This window comes from Paenibacillus sp. JL3B1040 (assembly GCF_057063165.1).
Window position 1 is genome coordinate 184,262 of record NZ_CM169317.1, and the last position, 16,803, is coordinate 201,064.

The 16,803-nt window shown below is 54.2% G+C and carries 14 protein-coding genes; 13 read left to right on the forward strand and 1 reads right to left on the reverse strand.

What is annotated here, in order from left to right; all coding sequences use genetic code 11:
• Window positions 1-10 precede the first annotated feature (10 nt).
• On the forward strand, window positions 11-841 hold the full coding sequence (hisJ, locus tag ACZF99_RS00875; protein ID WP_483608237.1) for a histidinol-phosphatase HisJ: 831 nt from the start codon (window positions 11-13) through the stop codon (window positions 839-841).
• A gap of 103 nt (window positions 842-944) precedes the next feature.
• A complete protein-coding gene (locus ACZF99_RS00880) occupies window positions 945-1,892 on the forward strand; it encodes a ribose-phosphate diphosphokinase (RefSeq protein ID WP_483608239.1) in 948 nt (315 codons plus the stop codon).
• Window positions 1,893-1,990: 98 nt separating this feature from the next.
• On the opposite strand, the gene ACZF99_RS00885 is transcribed toward ACZF99_RS00880, so the two are convergent.
• A complete protein-coding gene (locus ACZF99_RS00885; protein WP_483608241.1) occupies window positions 1,991-2,389 on the reverse strand; it encodes an iron chaperone in 399 nt (132 codons plus the stop codon).
• 317 nt (window positions 2,390-2,706) lie between these two features.
• Between ACZF99_RS00885 and ACZF99_RS00890 the strand changes: the two genes are divergently transcribed.
• The 11 genes from ACZF99_RS00890 to ACZF99_RS00940 all read left to right on the forward strand — a co-directional run bounded on the left by ACZF99_RS00890 (window position 2,707) and on the right by ACZF99_RS00940 (window position 16,777).
• The gene (locus ACZF99_RS00890) at window positions 2,707-4,443 is read left to right on the forward strand and encodes a tetratricopeptide repeat protein (RefSeq protein ID WP_483608243.1); all 1,737 of its coding nucleotides are present in this window, start codon (window positions 2,707-2,709) and stop codon (window positions 4,441-4,443) included.
• 111 nt (window positions 4,444-4,554) lie between these two features.
• Window positions 4,555-5,514, forward strand: coding sequence for a thioredoxin-disulfide reductase (gene trxB / locus ACZF99_RS00895; RefSeq protein WP_483608245.1), 960 nt, complete (start codon window positions 4,555-4,557; stop codon window positions 5,512-5,514).
• Window positions 5,515-7,055: 1,541 nt separating this feature from the next.
• Complete coding sequence (locus tag ACZF99_RS00900; protein WP_483608247.1) at window positions 7,056-7,241, forward strand: hypothetical protein; 186 nt, start codon at window positions 7,056-7,058, stop codon at window positions 7,239-7,241.
• Window positions 7,242-7,407: 166 nt separating this feature from the next.
• Complete coding sequence (locus tag ACZF99_RS00905) at window positions 7,408-8,268, forward strand: MurR/RpiR family transcriptional regulator (protein ID WP_483608249.1); 861 nt, start codon at window positions 7,408-7,410, stop codon at window positions 8,266-8,268.
• Between the two features lie 295 nt (window positions 8,269-8,563).
• Window positions 8,564-9,865 carry an ABC transporter substrate-binding protein gene (locus ACZF99_RS00910; RefSeq protein WP_483608251.1) on the forward strand — a complete coding sequence of 434 codons (1,302 nt, stop codon included), beginning with the start codon at window positions 8,564-8,566 and terminating at the stop codon, window positions 9,863-9,865.
• A 60-nt stretch (window positions 9,866-9,925) separates the two neighbouring features.
• The gene (locus tag ACZF99_RS00915) at window positions 9,926-10,825 is read left to right on the forward strand and encodes a carbohydrate ABC transporter permease (protein WP_483608253.1); all 900 of its coding nucleotides are present in this window, start codon (window positions 9,926-9,928) and stop codon (window positions 10,823-10,825) included.
• 197 nt (window positions 10,826-11,022) lie between these two features.
• A complete protein-coding gene (locus ACZF99_RS00920) occupies window positions 11,023-11,853 on the forward strand; it encodes a carbohydrate ABC transporter permease (protein WP_483608255.1) in 831 nt (276 codons plus the stop codon).
• A gap of 48 nt (window positions 11,854-11,901) precedes the next feature.
• Entirely contained in the window at window positions 11,902-13,443 is a 1,542-nt protein-coding gene (locus ACZF99_RS00925; RefSeq protein WP_483608257.1) for a DUF4127 family protein, read from the forward strand.
• 75 nt (window positions 13,444-13,518) lie between these two features.
• On the forward strand, window positions 13,519-14,220 hold the full coding sequence (locus ACZF99_RS00930) for an N-acetylmannosamine-6-phosphate 2-epimerase (protein ID WP_483608259.1): 702 nt from the start codon (window positions 13,519-13,521) through the stop codon (window positions 14,218-14,220).
• A gap of 31 nt (window positions 14,221-14,251) precedes the next feature.
• On the forward strand, window positions 14,252-15,157 hold the full coding sequence (locus ACZF99_RS00935) for an ROK family protein (protein WP_483608261.1): 906 nt from the start codon (window positions 14,252-14,254) through the stop codon (window positions 15,155-15,157).
• Between the two features lie 24 nt (window positions 15,158-15,181).
• Window positions 15,182-16,777 (forward strand): FAD-dependent oxidoreductase, encoded by a 1,596-nt coding sequence (locus ACZF99_RS00940; protein ID WP_483608263.1) that lies wholly within the window; start codon window positions 15,182-15,184, stop codon window positions 16,775-16,777.
• Window positions 16,778-16,803: the final 26 nt, after the last annotated feature.

Consider the following 16,803-nt stretch of genomic DNA (forward strand, 5'->3'; position numbering starts at 1 on the left):
CGTAGACCAGATGCTGATCGATTACCATACGCATCATGAGCGCTGCGGACACGCTGTCGGCGCGTTGGAGGAATACGTTCTTCGGGGGATTGAGATCGGACTCTCCCAGCTTGGCGTCTCCGACCATATGCCGCTGCTGCATGTCGATCCGGCCAAGTATTACCCGGAAATGGCCATGCCGATGGAGGAACTGCCGCGCTACGTCGAGGAAGCCTTTCGGCTGAAGGAGAAATACCGCGGGCAAATCGACGTCCGGGTCGGCCTGGAGGGCGACTATATCGAAGGCTGGGAGAAGCGCATCGAACAAATCGTCAACGCTTATCCTTGGGATTATGTGATCGGTTCGGTGCATTTTCTCGGGGAATGGGACGTGTCGGATTTCCGCCAGGTTCACAACTGGGACGGTCAGGACGTGTTTGCGGTGTACGAGCGTTACTACGATGCCGTGGCCAAAGCCGCGCAAACCGGGTTCTACGATTTCCTCGGCCACCTCGACGTGATCAAGCGGTTCGGGTACAAGCCGGGACCGGAGCTGGAGGAAGCGACGATCCGGCTGGAGCGCAGGACTTTGGCGGCCGTGAAGGAAGCCGGGATCGCGATGGAGCTGAACGCCTCCGGCTTGTCCAAGCCGTGCGCCGAGATGTTTCCGAGCGAACGGATTTTACGGGCGGCGATCGAGATGGGGATTCCGCTCACCGTAGGGTCGGACGCCCATGATCCGCTGAAGCTGAGCGAGCATCTGGATCAGGCGCGTACTCTGCTGTATAACCTGGGCGTGCGGGAGCTGGCGACCTTCGAAGGACGCCGACGGACGATGATTCCTCTGGCGGCCGGGAAGTAAGCTGGCATTGAAGGAAGGTGCGGCGCTGGACGCGAACCTCGAATCCATGTACGATAAAAGAGAAGGCATGTCCAAGTTTTGAATAAGGATTCGGGAGGATGTTATGGAAGCCAAAATGCGCATGTTTTCCGGGTCGTCCAATCCGAAGCTGGTATCGGATATCTGCGGACGGTTGGGGATCGAACCCGGGAAAGTCAAGCTGTCGCGGTTCAAAAGCGGAGAAATTTATGTGCATTATGAGGAAAGTATCCGTAATTACGATGTGTTTCTGGTACAGTCGCTGTCCCATCCCATCAATGAGCTGTTCGTCGAGCTTCTGGTGATGATCGATGCCGCTAAACGAGCCTCTGCCCGAACGATCAACGTCATCATGCCGTATTACGGCTATGCCCGGCAGGAACGTAAATCCGCGCCGCGGGAACCAATTTCGGCCAAGCTGCTCGCGGATGTGCTGACGACGGCGGGAGCGAATCGGGTCGTGACGATCGACCTGCACGCGCCGGCGATCCAAGGCTTCTTCAATATTCCGGTCGATCATTTGACCGCTTTGGACTTGATGACCGACTATCTGAAGGCTCAGCAGATCCCGAATCCCGTGATCGTCTCGCCGGATGCGGGACGCGCCTCGATGGCGGAGAAGCTGGCCAACGGACTGGACTCGCCGTTTGCGATCATGATCAAGAAGCGCCCCGCGCACAACGAGTCGGTGATTACGCACGTGATCGGCGACGTTGCCGGGCACACGCCGATCATTATCGAAGATCTGATCGACACCGGCTCCACGATCGTCAACGTCGTGGAGGGCCTGAAGGAACGGGGCGCGGAGGACGCTTTCGTGTGCGCGACGCACGGGCTTTTTTCCGCAAATGCCTTGGAGAAGCTCGATCATCCGAACATCCGCCAAGTGGTGGTCACCGATTCGATCGCGCAGCCGGAGCTGCATTCCTCGCATGTGCAGGTGCTCTCGGTCGCGCCGATGCTGGCCCGGGCCACGCAATTCATCCTGGAGGGCGGGTCGATTGCCGCTTTATTTAAGGATCGGGGAATTTAAGGGAACTTTACGTTTTGAACCGCCTACGCCTGTGGGCGGTTTTTGTTTACACGCGAGCGAAACCGTGGACCGGCCTTGTTTGCCGTTTACAATCGTTATTATCCCCGCTTCTTTTTCGCGGATTTGGCTTCGGCTGCCCGGCGGTTTTCCGCAGCCCGGAACAGGACGATGCGGCGAATGAGATCCAGAGGCAGCGGCTGGTCCAGCGGAAATTGTACGGAACCTTTACCGCTATGGTACCGGGACAGCTCCTCTTGAAACTCCGCGATGCCGCTAGGCGTCGGATAAAAGCCGATGTGTTTCTTAAAGGCTGCGAAATGCACCAGGATTCTGCCATCCGTCTCAAACGTCGGCATTTGATAGCTGATTGTTTCGGCCGCGTCCGGCACGGATTCTCGGACCCGCTTGCGGAGTTGCTGCATCTTGTCCTGAATCTCCGGCGGGAACAGGGCGATGTATTCGTCGATGGTGGACAGCTTCGGTTGGTCTGCATTCATTTTACGGCTCATCTCCTTCATAGGGAACATGTTGTTCAACAATCCCCTCATTCTTCCGGTAAGGCTGGGTCGGTACGATTGGAAGGGTCCGACCCTCATCCGGTAGTTTTCCAACTTTTCCTCTGCCTGAACCATTAATTTCTGCGTGCAGCCCCGGTTTTCCTGTCGATTCCTTGCCGATTCCGCATATCCGTTATTTTCCGCCGGGATTCCCCGTGGGAGGACAGCTTCTCCTATGTTATACTGGGGGATGGAGAGTTTACCTGAGTGTGCGGGATGTGGACGAATCAGAATGAAATCAAAGGGAGGTGCCTTGCTTGAACGAAAAGAAGCGACCGGCCAAAACCAAACGGGGGAAAGTGCTGTCCATCTCGATGGATGCGGGTTTTTTCTTCGAGAGAGCCGTCTCTTCGTTGGATCGCTATCGCTATGACAAGGCATTGAAGTATTTTCGCAAAGCCGTGGAATACGAGCCGGGTAACCCGGTGAACCACTGCAATATGGCCGGGATTTTATCGGAAATGGGAGATTACGAAGCTTCCAATGAGGTGTTGCAAACCGTACTGGAGGAGATCGACCCGGCCATGACGGAATGTTATTTCTACATGGCGAACAACTACGCCAATATGGATATGTTCGAAGCGGCCGAAGCGGCGCTTGTCACTTATTTGGAGCAGGATGAAAGCGGCCAGTTTCTGAGCGAGGCCGAAGAGATGATCGACCTGCTGCAATACGAGCTGGACCGGCCGACCCAATTGAGAAGCATCAAGTCCCGGCATGGCGTATACGAGCACGATCAGGCTCGCGCGCTGCTGGAAGAGGGCAAATTCGCCCAAGCCGTCAAAATGCTGGAGGAGCTTGTGCGGAGCCGGCCCGATTTCTTGGCGGCCCGCAACAACCTGGCTTTGGGTTATTACTACCTGGGCTTGTTCCGCAAAGCGAAGGATACGGTAGGCGAGGTGCTGGCGCAGGATCCCGGCAATTTGCATGGCTTGTGCAACTTGGCGATATTTTATCAGCATGAAGGGAACCTCGGTGCGCTGGAGGAGTTGGCCGGCCGGCTCGAGAATATCGTACCCTTCCATCAGGAGCATGTTTTCAAACTGGCGACGACGATGGGCATTTTGGGCCGTCATGAAGCGGCTTTCGGCCATTTCAAACGGTTGCTGCGCGGCGAAGAGGCGCCCTTTGAGGCCAGCTTGTACCACTATGCGGCAGTGGCTGCGTACCATACCGGGCGGTACTCCGAGGCGGAACGGATGTGGAATGCGGCGAAAAGGCTGGACCCCGGCTCGGGTGTGCCGGACTATTACTTGAATTGTCTCGCCCAGGAGCGCGTGTATCCCGAGGCCGGTCCGTTTCCGTTGCATTATCAGTATCAGCTGCCGTTCGAGGAACAAATGAAGCGCTGGGAGATTTCGGATTACAGTATTCCTGCCGATTTGAAGGAGAACCCGCTGATCCGCTCCTCGTTCTTCTGGGCGTTGCGCCATGGGGACACGAAGACGAAACTGCAGGTGATTCAGGCCTTGGGCCTGATTGCCGATCGGGAGGTTGAGGAGGCGCTGCAAGCTTTTCTGCTGGAGCCGGAGGAAGATGCCTACCTGAAGGAAATGGCTTTGTTCGTGCTCCGGAACCTCGGCGTGAGCAGCCCGCTGCCCGTCCGATCCGGCGCGACGACGACGATGGTCGATCCGAGCCGCGTGACGACGGCGCTGCCGGTTTGGCGAAGCGAATGGCAGGCGGTCGTGGATTTGGCGATGGAGCGAATGAAGCGGAGCTTCGATCTGCAACAGCAGCATGATATGGAGACGTTATGGGCGGATTTTCTCACCCGGTTATATCCGGATACGCCGACGATCTCCCATTTGGAGGGCTGGGCGGCGGCGCTCGAATATTTGACGGCCAAGATGCACGGTCTTGCCGTCACCTACGAGCAAGTCGCACAGAAATACGATATTTCCGCGTCGACCGCACGCCGCTATGTTCGCCGCGTGGATGAGGTGTGCGGCGTGAAGGAGAAGATCGCGGCGATTTTTCCTTCGGTCCAATAGTTTGCGGGTAAAGCGGGTCCAACTTGGGGAAAATTTGATGGAACATTCCATTCCATTACATAGGAATCGGCGGGTCGATCTATTTTCTAGGAACCAAGGAGGTACGAACGTATGCATAAAGTATTGGTGATCGGAACGGGGCCGGCCGGGCTTACGGCGGCGATTTATTTGGCGCGGGCGAATCTGAGCCCGGTCGTCATCGAGGGGCTGGAGCCCGGCGGCCAATTGACCACAACCACGGAAGTGGAGAACTTCCCGGGGTTTCCGGAGGGCATTATGGGGCCCGAGCTGATGGACAACATGCGCAAGCAGGCGGAACGCTTCGGCGCGGAATTTCGAAGCGGTTGGGTCGAGCAAGTGGATTTCTCGAAACGGCCGTTTCAGGTGACGCTGGAGGGCGGTAAGGTCCTGGAGTCGGAAACAGTGATTTTGTCGACGGGGGCGTCGGCGAAGTATCTGGGCATTCCCGGCGAACAGGAGAACGTTGGCCGGGGGGTCAGCACTTGCGCGACTTGCGACGGGTTCTTCTTCCGCGGCAAGAAACTCCTCGTCGTCGGAGGTGGCGATTCGGCGATGGAAGAAGCGAACTTCCTGACGCGATTCGCCACGGAGGTGATGATCGTGCATCGCCGGGAGGAGCTGCGCGCCTCGAAAATTATGCAGGATCGCGCCAAGTCTAACGAGAAAATACGCTGGGCGTTGAATCGCACGCCGCTGGAAGTGGTGACGGAGGACGGCGGCGGCAAAGTGAAGGGCTTGAAGGTGCGGAACAATGCCGGGGGCCAGGAGGAGCTGCTGGAAGCCGACGGGGTGTTCGTGGCGATCGGCCATACGCCGAACACGAAGTTCCTCGGCGGGGCGGTTGCGACCGACGAACACGGCTACATCGTCGTTAAGCCGGGAACAACCGAGACGAACGTACCGGGCGTATTCGCCTGCGGCGACGTGCAGGATATGCGGTATCGCCAGGCGATCACCGCGGCCGGGTCCGGCTGCATGGCGGCGATGGACTGCGAGAAGTTCCTGGAGGGCAGCATGGTGCATGATTGGAGCGGCCCGGCGGGGGATTGAGGGTGAGGGCATGCCGGCGGTTGGGGTCGGACTTCACTCGAACCATGGCCTGCCTTAAAATAGCGGTAAAAAGTCGTCTTATTTAGACGATAAGGCAGGTTTCGGCGGAAATAAGGTGATTTTATAGCGCTATTGTCGGCGAAAAGCTGAAAAAGTGACGTCTGTAGGGGAAATAGAGACATTAAGTAACGCTATTTGCGGGAATCTCCCCCAAACACCGCGCAATAGCGTTACTTCTTCACCTTATTTCCTCACCATCGCCTGAATTGAGCGAAATAGAGTGAAATTATCACCTTAAGTGACTCCCAATGCCCGCATCTCCCCTAAACACCGCGCAATAGCGTTACTTATTCACCTTATTTTCTCACCATCGTCCGAATTGAGCGAAATAGAGTGAAATTATCACCTTAAGTGACTCCAACTGCCCGCATCTCGCCCAAACACCGAGCAATAGCGTTACTTCTTCACCTTATTTCCTCGCCTTCGCCCGAATTGAGCGAAATAGAGTGAAATTATCACCTTAAGTGACTCCAACTGCCTGCATCTCCCCCAAACACCGAGCAATAGCGTTACTTATTCACCTTATTACCTCACCATCGCCTGAATTGAGCGAAATAGAGTGAATTTATCACCCTAAGTGATTCCAACTGCCCGCATCTCGCCCAAACACCGAGCAATAGCGCTACTTATTCACCTTATTTCCTCACCATCACCCGAATTGAGGGAAATAGAGTGAAATTATCACCTTAAGTGACTCCAACTGCCCGCATCTCGCCCAAACACCGCGCAATAGCGTTACTTCTTCACCTTATTTTCTCGCCTTCGCCTGAATTGAGCGAAATAGAGTGAAATTATCACCCTAAGTGACTCCAACTGCTCGCATCTCCCCCAAACACTGAGCAATAGCGTTACTTCTTCACCTTATTTTCTCGCCTTCGCCTGAATTGAGCGAAATAGAGTGAAATTATCACCTTAAGTGACTCCAAATGCCCGCATCTCGCCCAAACACCGAGCAATAGCGTTACTTATTCACCTTATTTCCTCACCATCGTCCGAATTGAGCGAAATAGAGTGAAATTATCACCTTAAGTGACTCCAAATGCCCGCATCTCGCCCAAACACCGAGCAATAGCGTTACTTATTCACCTTATTTCCTCACCATCGCCCGAATCGAGCAAAATAGAGTGAATTTATCACCTTAAGTGAATTGTGGGTTGACTTACTGGCGAACGGCCTGCGCCTAGCGATCCGGAGCAGCAGCGAAAACTGGCGGAAAACGCCAAACGGGCGGGCGGGTATCACCCCACCCACGTTGTCATCGATGCGAGAGTGCCTTACGGCCATACGACTTACCCGAGCCGGTTCGGTTATTAGGTCAGCCGTTGGTCCGACGGGCGCTACGACATGTGGAAGGGCCGCGACTATCTTCGGGATATGGCTGCCGCTCTCAAATTGGCCGGGCCGAAGGTGCTGGCGAACGTCGACGTTTTTGCCGAAGGGACGGCCGAATCTCGCGACGGGATCGCCTACGACAAGAAAGAATGGCAGGTGATGTTCTCTATAATCCAAGCCTGCCTTCCGTTCTCGCGGTGGCGAAGAAGGCTTCGGATGCGACTCTTTTCGTTAATCCGATTCATTCGGAGGTCAAACGCCACGAGTTGTCGATCATTGAAGAGAGTGCCAAAGATGATGACTTGGACGGAATCGTCCTGAACCGTTGCCGTTAACGGTGGGAAGCCTTGAGAGACACGATATGAAGTCATGCCCGGTGGGCTTCTACTTGTATATTCCAAGCGATCTCGCTAAAATAAACAACAGAAGGAAACAACCTTCCAAACCATGTAAAGATGAAGGTTATATCCTACCGATAGCCGACGGAAAGGAGATTTGCGCTTGCTGACCGTACAAGGAATGGGCAAAACTTTGCTGAATATACAGAGCCATCTGAACGGACTTACCAAAGCAGAGCAGAAAGTGGCGCAATATATTTTGGATAACGCCTCGGACATTATGTACCACTCGGTAACCGAATTGGCGGAAAAGGCCGAAGTCGGAGAAACGACGGTGCTGCGCTTATGCCGAAAACTGAAATATCAAGGATTTCAAGATTTTAAATTATCTTTGGCGCAGGATATGGTAAAACCGATCGATCATTTGCATCAAGAAGTTACCGAGGAGGACGATTCCGCCGCATTAAACGAAAAAATTATCGCCAACCATATCCGCACCTTGGAGCAGACGAGAGAGCTGGCCGTGTCGGAGCAGCTAAGCCTAGCCATTGACGCCTTGTACCGGGCGCGGTGCATTTGCTTTTTCGGCGTCGGTTCATCCGGATTGACGGCCATGCAGGCCGCGCATAGTTTCTCCAGAATCGGCAAACAAAGCAGCGCAAAGACGGACACGCACTTTCAGGCCATGGAAGCGGCTCTGATGACTCAAGACGACGTGGCGGTCGGCATCTCGATTTCCGGCAGCACGAAGGATACGATCGAAAACCTGACGCTGGCCAAAAAAGCGGGCGCCACCCTCGTCGCCATTACAAGCAACGCCCGCTCGCCGATCACCAAAGTGGCGGATATCGTGTTATTGATGATCGCCCGCGAAAATCCGCTGCAGGGAAGCTCGCTTTCCGCCAAAATATCGCAACTGGCCGTCATCGACATTCTGAATGTCGCCGTTTCGTTGAAAATGAAGGACACCGCGCTGAAGTATAGAGAGATCATGGCCAAGGCCATATCCGAGAAGTTGTTTTAAATTGCACAGCACCATCGAAAAGAAGTTAGAAGAGCCCGTTTCCGGGTTCTTTTTTTGTGCGTCCAACGTTTAATCTAGGAAAAATTTTTTATTTCATAATAAAATAGTGGATATATTCTCCACGCGATGCTACAATGGACGTGCAACGAGAGGAAAATGCATGCAGGAATCATTCATTCGAGTAAGGCATTCGGTCACGGTGTAAGCGCTTGCTTTATACAATGAGCCGACGAGATTCATGGCATTTCTGCTCTCGGTTAAAACCAACACATTGCGTACAGAAAGGATGAGGGGCATGAGTTTTAGAGGGAAAAGATGGATTTCACTACTGCTGACGTCAATCCTGATCGCAGGTCTATTGGCGGCATGCGGATCGAAGTCGTCGGGGGGAGAGGCTGCCAAGAACGGGGATGGCGGGGAGAAAAAGGCGGAGGAACAAGTCACGGTAGAGTTTTGGACCATTTCCTTGCAGCCTACCTTTAACGATTATTTCGACAAGCTGATTGCAGATTACGAAACGCAGCATCCGAACGTCAAAATCGACTGGAAGGACTATCCCTACGACGCCGTGCTAAATAAATTAATGACCAGCATCGCAGGCGGAGAAGCGCCGGACGTGGTGAATCTCAACACGGAATTTGCCAATCAGATGGGAAGCAAGGACGCATTGGTCGATTTTAACCAGGAACTGACGGCGGAGCAAAAAGCGGCCTATTTCCCGGGTATCTATTCTTCGACGGAGATGAGCGGCAAAGCGTTTGCGCTTCCTTGGTACACCGCTCTGCCGGTTCTGTTCCTCAATAAGGATTTGGTGGAGAAAGCGGGGCTCGATCCAAGCAACCCTCCGGCAACGAAAGAGGAGCTCAACGCATGGGGCCGTCAAATCAAAGAAAAAACCGACGCCTACGGCTACATCTTCACGATGGAAGCGCGTACCCTCCTGGAAGAAAACCTGCCTTTCCTGACCGAGGACTATAAAAAAGCCGCTTTCAATACGCCGGAAGTCGAAGAATACATTAATGAAAACGTAGAACTGTTAAAAGAAGGCGTCATTCCAAAGGACATCATCAACTACGACAAGCAAGTCCAATACTTTGCCAGTGAACAAGTGGCCATGTCCTTGTCCAGTTCCCCGTTTATTAACAAAATCAAAACGGCGGCGCCGGACGTTTATAGCAAAATGGTCGCCGTGCCGAGCCCGGTCGGCAAAGCGGGCATCCGCTACTCCAACACGATGAACCTCGTCGTGCCCGCGGCGACATCGCATAAGAAAGAAGCGGTCGACTTCGCCGTATTCGTCACCAATGCGGCCAATCAACTGGAGTTCTCCAAGGTCGCCAACACCTTGCCTTCGACGGTGGAAAGTGCCAAAGATCCGTTTTTTGCGGAAAACGACGGCACCGTGGAAGGCGTCGCCAAGACCGTATCTGCGGTCAGCTTGGACAAAGCGGAAGATTTCTATCTTGGGATTGAGAACGCAAACGATGTGAATCAGGCCGTCACAAAGGCTTTACAGATCATCTACTTGAACGATGGCAACGTGAAAAAAGAATTGGCGGAAGCGGAGAAGGAAGTCAATCGTATTTTGGGCAACTAATACGTTAGCTTGGGCAGGCTCGTCCTGCCCGATCTAGTGACAAAGGCAGGTGATACAGGCATGAAAACCCCTTCTTTCTTTTCCAGGCTCGGCAAATCCGAGGCGTCCGCCGCGTGGCTTTTTATGGCGCCCGGTTTGATTTTGCTGGCCCTGTTCGTTCTTTGGCCGATTGTTTACAGCGTCCCGTTGGCCCTGACGAATTATTCTGTCATCGGCAAAACGGAGTTTGTCGGATTCGATAATTTCACGCGTGCGTTTCAAGACAGGGACTTTCTCACATCGCTGATCAACTCGTTGCTTTATGTGATCGTCGTGCCGTTTATCCAACTGTTCTCCATTCTTATGGCGATTTTAGTCAATAGCAACGTGAAAGGAATCAAATTATTCCGTACCGCCTATTACATTCCCGTTGTGACCTCTATGGTCGCGGTCGCGCTCATTTGGGGATGGCTGCTGAACCAGAACGGCGTCGTGAACTACGTGCTGTCGAGCGTAGGGTTGATGCAGGAGCGGTTTACCTGGTTGTCCAACAAAAATACGGCCCTGTGGACGCTGATGTTTATTACCATGTGGAAGGGCCTCGGATACTATATGATGATTTATCTGGCGGGGCTGCAATCCATTCCGAAGGATATGGTGGAGGCGGCGATGATCGATGGCGCGAATCGGTGGCAATCGATCCGAAAAATTACGATTCCGCTGTTGAAGCCGTATGTCTTTTTCTGCTCGCTTATTTCCTTAATGGCCGCGGTTCGCGTCTTCGATGAAGTATTCGTCCTAACGCAAGGGGGACCGGGGACCGCTACCTTGACGTCCAGTTTATATATCTATCAGCAAGGTTTCCAAAAGTTCAATTTTGGCTACTCTTCGGCGCTCGGCTTAGTCGTCAGCGTGATTATCGCCGTTCTCAGCATAATCGTCTTCAGATTCAACCGGAAGGGCGGTGTCAATCCATATTAATACGTGTTCAAAAAGCTGGCTGTTCAGCACCGAGAAGGTTGGATGAAGCTAGAGACGGAGTAGCGGAGCGTAGGCAGAACCTACGTGAGCAACGGAAGCCTCGGCTGAATTCAAGATTCGACGTCGAACCCGCTTCATGACCTGCTTCGTGATCAATAGACGACTTTTTGAACAACCTCTGTTAATGGATGCGTGATATGAGAAGAAAATCATTGGGTTTCGTGAAATTAACGCTGTTGTACGGATGTTTGATTCTGTTCGCCATTTTTATGATGGGGCCGTTTTTGTGGCTGCTTAGCGTATCGCTGATGCCCGGGAAGAACGTATTCAGCTTTCCGCCGGCGATTTTCCCCACCTTTGTCGATTTTGATAATTATGTTCAAGTGTGGAATTATATGAATTTCCCGCAATATTTATGGAATACGCTCGTGATGGCCTTAATGGGCGTCGTCATGAATATCTTTTTCTCCTGCTTGACCGCCTATCCGCTTGCCGTATTCCGCTTTAAAGGCCGGGATCTTGTGTTTACGCTATTGGTGGCGACAATGATCATCCCTGCTGCGGCCGGTATGGTCGTTAACTACTTAACGGTGAAGGAGCTTGGCCTGATCGGCGGTTTTCTCGCGGTCGTGCTTCCATCGGGGATTACGGTGTTCAATGTATTTTTAATGAGACAGGCGTTTATGGGCATGCCGCACGAATTGCGCGATTCCGGCAAAGTGGACGGCGCCAGCGAGTTTCGCATTTGGTTGCAATTGGCGTTACCGATCGTCAAACCGGCAATCGCCGTTATCGGCTTATTGGAGTTTATGGGCATGTGGAACAACTTCCTCTGGCCGATGATCGTGCTGAACGATACGAGTCAATATCCGATCGCGTCCGCGCTCAGTTTTCTGAACGGACAGTTCGCCTACAATTTCGGTTGGATCGCCGCAGGAACCGTGATCTCGGTTGTGCCGATCATTGTCGTGTTCTTGTTTACGCAGCGTTATTACATGGAAGGCATCTCCGGAGCGGTCAAGGGTTAACCGCGATCCAAGGATCACAAGTCGAGGAGGTCAGGAGGCTGAGGTTGCGTGAAGAAAATCATTTACATTCCATTGGACGAACGTCCTTGCAACTACGAATTTCCGTCGCTGCTTGCCGCGGGAACCGATTATACCGTTGTGCGTCCGGATTTGAAGATGATGGGGCTCAAGAAGCGCCCCGGAGATGTCGAGAAATTGTGGGCGTGGTTATTTGAGCAGGCGCGCGATGCGGACGGGGCCATTATTGCCTTGGACACTTTATTGTACGGCGGAATTATCCCCTCGCGGCTGCATCGGCTAACGACGGAGCAATGCGAAGAGCGATTGGAGCAGGTTCGCAGGTTGAAGCAAATCAATCCTTCTTTGCAGCTATTCGCGTTTCAACTCATCATGCGTTGCCCGCGATATTCCAGTAGCGACGAAGAACCGGATTATTACGAAGAGTGGGGCGAGGAGATATTTAGGCGCGGCTATATCCGTCATCGCCTGGCGCTTGGCGTCGCGACGGAGGATGAACAAAGCGAATTGCGGCGGATCGAGGCGGTTTTGCCCGAGGAGGTATGGCGGGAATATACGGAACGTCGCGCCGTCAACTTGGCGGCGAACAAGCGATCGATCGAATTGGTGAAAGACCGGGCCATTGATTTTATGGTCATTCCGCAGGACGATTCGGCCCCTTATGGACTGACCGCGATCGATCAGCAGGAGGTCCGGGAACGAGTCAAGGCATGCCGGCAGCAATTATCCGTATATATGTACCCGGGAGCCGACGAAGCGGGCTGCACGTTGCTTGCGCGCATGATCAACCGTTTTGAGGGGCGAAAGCCGCGGGTGCACGTTCATTTTTCCAGCGTACAAGGTCCGTTTGTTACCCCTCTATATGAAGACCGTTTATTATACGAATCTGTTAAATACCAAATCATGGCGGCCGGAGGGTTGATGACGTCTTCCCTTACCGAAGCGGATATGGCGCTTTGCCTCAACACGCCCGGCGAAAGCATGATGGAAGCGGGCAACCAAGGTCAACCTCATCCGGGGTATCAAGTCTACCGGAACATTGTCGAACTGGTCGAGATGGCCGACGATATCGTTCGCCGGCTCGACAAGCCCTGTGTCATCGCGGATATCGCCTATGCCAACGGAGCCGATCTGGAACTGTTGCAGTTGCTTCGCGACAAGAAGCTGCTGTTCGAATTGGCCGGGTATGCCGGCTGGAATACAAGCTCCAACACGCTCGGAACCTGCATTGCGCAGGGCATGATCTATGCCGTTTACGGCGATACGTCGCAGCACCGCGACTTTCTGTCGCTGCGGTATGTCGAGGACGGCGGCTATTGCGCGTTTGTGCGCAGAGACGTAACCGATCGCGTACTGCCTGAGATGGGACTCGGCTATTTCGCCGTCGACGGCCGGAGAGGACGTGTCGCCGAACGTGTTCGAGCGGAATTGAACCGTTTTATCGAGACCCGCTTGCATGACGACGAGGACGAATACGAGATCGTGATCGACGATTGCTATATGCCTTGGAGCCGGATGTTCGAGGTTGGATTGAAAACGCATGTGCGCAATAAGAAGAAAGGCAATGGATAGGAGAAGAAATGAACAACGGAAATGAAACATACAGACAGCAAGGGAATAAAACGTTAGCGGAAGAGGTGGATTTCCATGAACCGACAGCCGCTGTTTGACCGCATTCGCAATGGGTTGATCGTTTCGTGTCAAGCGCTGGAGGATGAACCTCTCTACGGAGCGGAGACGATGGCCAAAATGGCGAAAGCGGCCGACGTCGGAGGAGCCGTCGCCATTCGCGCCAATGGTCCGCAGGATATCGCCGAGATCAAGAACGTTACGAACCTGCCGATTATAGGGATCGTTAAGAGAGTGTACAACGACAGCGACGTTTATATTACGCCAACGCATAAAGAAATCCAAGACCTTATGGAAGTGGGCGTCGATCTGATCGCCTTGGATGCGACCCGGCGTCCGCGTCCGAACGGGGAGTCGCTAGAGTCGCTGGTGACTTATATGAAAGAACGGGGCCAGAAAGTGATGGCCGACATCTCGACTTTGGAGGAAGGCCTTTATGCCGCTTCCTTGGGCGTAGATTGCGTATCAACGACGTTGTCCGGTTATACGCCGTATTCGCCACAACGTAACGAGCCCGACTATGCCTTGGTACAAGAGACGGCCGGGCGGCTAACGATTCCGGTATTTGCCGAAGGGAAAATTCAGACGCCGTCGCAAGCGGTGCAAATGTTCTTGATCGGAGCTCACGCCGTAGTCGTCGGCTCTGCGATTACGCGTCCCCAGGTGATTACGGAATGGTACACGGGAGAGATCAAAAAAGCTCTGAAGCAGCGAGCTTGAGCTCATGCGAACGGGAAGGGGGAAGCCTCCTATGAACGTCATCGGCATCGATATCGGCGGTACCTCGATTAAAGGGATCGTCATGAACGAACGCGGGGATGGTCTGTACGAAACGCGAGTGCCGACGGAAGCGCGTTTGGGAAAGGAGCACATCGCTCTCCACGCGGAGACGGCGATTCGCCAATTGCTCGAGTCCTATCCGGACGCGGCCGGCATCGGTATCGGCACGGCGGGCCGGGTTGACGTCGATACGGGACGAATCGTCTATGCGACCGCAAATTTGCCGGGATGGCAGGGCTTTGATTTGCGGCAAAGGTACGAAGCGATGTTTGGTCTGCCCGTTGTTGTCGATAACGACGCCAACGCGGCATTGGTCGGGGAAGCGTGGATCGGCGCGGGCGCCGGCCTGTCCGATTTGACGATGCTGACGCTCGGTACGGGCGTCGGCGGCGCCAATATGATTGACGGGAGACTATACAGGGGAGCTCATTGGAACGGCGGGGAATGGGGCCACGTTGTCTTCGTGCCGCACGGCCGACCTTGCAACTGCGGCAGACAAGGCTGCATCGAGCAATATATTTCCGGAACGGCGTTAGTTCAGCTCGCGCGGGAGGCGACGGGGCGGGACTACGATTCGGGGCGTGAAGTATTCGCCGATTATGAACGGGGCCATCAGGCGATTGCCGATGTCCTTCGTCGGTTCGTCGATAACCTGGCGCTTTTTGTTCATAACATCCATCTCGGACTAAACCCAAGCGCGATTATCGTTGGCGGAGGGGTTGTTGAAGCGGGGGCGATATGGTGGCCCTTGTTGCATAGCCGCTTGGCCGAACTGGACCCCGCCATGGACGTTCGTGCCGCATCGCTGGGAAATCGGGCGGGGGCGATCGGCGCGGCCCGTTTGGCGATGGATGCGCTCACGGGGAGTCGGCAATGAACAATTTCCAAAGGAGCTTGACATATGCATAACGAACGATTGGCGGACGTCGTCGTCCTCGGCGGAGGTCTGGGCGGATGCATGGCCGCTTTGGCCGGAGCCCAAATGGGCATGCGCGTGATCATGACGGAAGAGACGGATTGGCTGGGGGGCCAACTGACCAGCCAAGCGGTTCCGCCGGATGAACATCCATGGATCGAACAATTCGGCTGCACGCAAACGTATCGCGAGTTTCGCAATCGCGTACGCGCGTACTATAAGCAAAACTACCCGATGACGGAGGATGCGAGAAGGAACGAGTTTCTTAACCCGGGGGGCGGCTGGGTAAGCCGGCTATGCCACGAGCCGAAGGTGGCGCTGCGCGTGATTGAGGATATGTTGGCCCCTTACGTGAGTAGCGGCCGCATCACGGTACTGTATCATTTCCGGCCAACCGCGGCCGCTGTGAACGGAGACCGGGTGGAAACCGTGACGGTGACGCATATAAGCACAGGCGAGGAAGTCGTGTTAAGAGGAGCGTATTTCCTTGATGCGACCGAATGCGGAGACGTGTTGCCGCTAGCGGGCGTCGAATTTGTCACCGGCGCGGAATCCAGAAGCGAAACAGGCGAGCCGCATGCCCCCGAAGAGGCGAATCCGTTGGATATGCAATCGATTACGCATGTCTTTGCGCTCGATTATGCGGAAGGCGGCGACTTTACGATCGAGAAGCCGGAGCAATATGATTTCTGGCGCCAATTCGTCCCGAAGCATACCTCGTTTCCGCTTTTAAGCTGGTATGCCAACGACACGGACGATACGACGCAGATGAAGGAATACGGCTTGTTTCCGGACGGGCGCAAAGACGCTGCCGGGCGCGAGCTTCTGTCGCTCTGGACGTATCGGCGCATCATCGACCCGGCTTTATTTCAGCCCGGATTATATGAAGGCGAGATTACGCTCGTTAATTGGCCGCAGAACGATTACTTCCTCGGTCCGATCATCGGCGTTCCCGAAGCGGAGCGGCAACGGCATTTGAATAATGCCAAGCAGCTAAGCCTGTCGCTCGTCTACTGGCTTCAGACCGAAACGCCTCGTCCCGATGGAGGGCGAGGGTATCCGGGGATTCGGCTGCGGGCAGACGTGTTAGGCACGGCGGATGGGCTGGCGAAATACCCGTATATTCGCGAATCGCGGAGAATCAAGGCGGTTCACACGATAACGGAACAGGATGTCAGCAAGGAAATACGCGGTGCGCAGGGAATACGGCGGTACGATGACAGCGTTGGGATCGGCAGCTATCCGCTCGATGTTCATTTGACGACCGTCACGAACCGGACCTTTTATATTCCGAATTATCCGTATGAAATTCCGCTTGGCGCCCTGCTGCCGGTTCGAATCCAAAATGTGCTGCCGGCCTGCAAAAATATCGGTACCACGCAAATCACGAACGGCTGCTACCGCCTTCATCCGACGGAATGGAATATCGGAGAATCGGCCGGTTATCTGGCGGCCTACGCACTGCAAAATCAAGTCACGCCGCATGAGGTTCGCTCCAATCGGGAGCATCTTCGCGCTTATCAAGCGCTGTTAAAGCGGCAAGGCGTCTCCATTCATTGGCCGGACGATCTGGAGCTTTAAGCTTTTTCGATAGGGCGCATAGGAAA

Excerpts from the sequence above, each read along its gene's own strand:
- ACZF99_RS00920 (WP_483608255.1), top strand. The coding sequence starts at position 11,023 with ATGAGAAGAAAATCATTGGGTTTCGTGAAATTAACGCTGTTGTACGGA.
- hisJ (WP_483608237.1), top strand. The coding sequence starts at position 11 with ATGCTGATCGATTACCATACGCATCATGAGCGCTGCGGACACGCTGTC.
- ACZF99_RS00915 (WP_483608253.1), top strand. The coding sequence starts at position 9,926 with ATGAAAACCCCTTCTTTCTTTTCCAGGCTCGGCAAATCCGAGGCGTCC.
- trxB (WP_483608245.1), top strand. The coding sequence starts at position 4,555 with ATGCATAAAGTATTGGTGATCGGAACGGGGCCGGCCGGGCTTACGGCG.
- ACZF99_RS00930 (WP_483608259.1), top strand. The coding sequence starts at position 13,519 with ATGAACCGACAGCCGCTGTTTGACCGCATTCGCAATGGGTTGATCGTT.
- ACZF99_RS00910 (WP_483608251.1), top strand. The coding sequence starts at position 8,564 with ATGAGTTTTAGAGGGAAAAGATGGATTTCACTACTGCTGACGTCAATC.
- ACZF99_RS00935 (WP_483608261.1), top strand. The coding sequence starts at position 14,252 with ATGAACGTCATCGGCATCGATATCGGCGGTACCTCGATTAAAGGGATC.
- ACZF99_RS00900 (WP_483608247.1), top strand. The coding sequence starts at position 7,056 with ATGGCAGGTGATGTTCTCTATAATCCAAGCCTGCCTTCCGTTCTCGCG.
- ACZF99_RS00885 (WP_483608241.1), bottom strand. The coding sequence starts at position 2,389 with ATGAATGCAGACCAACCGAAGCTGTCCACCATCGACGAATACATCGCC.
- ACZF99_RS00880 (WP_483608239.1), top strand. The coding sequence starts at position 945 with ATGGAAGCCAAAATGCGCATGTTTTCCGGGTCGTCCAATCCGAAGCTG.
- ACZF99_RS00940 (WP_483608263.1), top strand. The coding sequence starts at position 15,182 with ATGCATAACGAACGATTGGCGGACGTCGTCGTCCTCGGCGGAGGTCTG.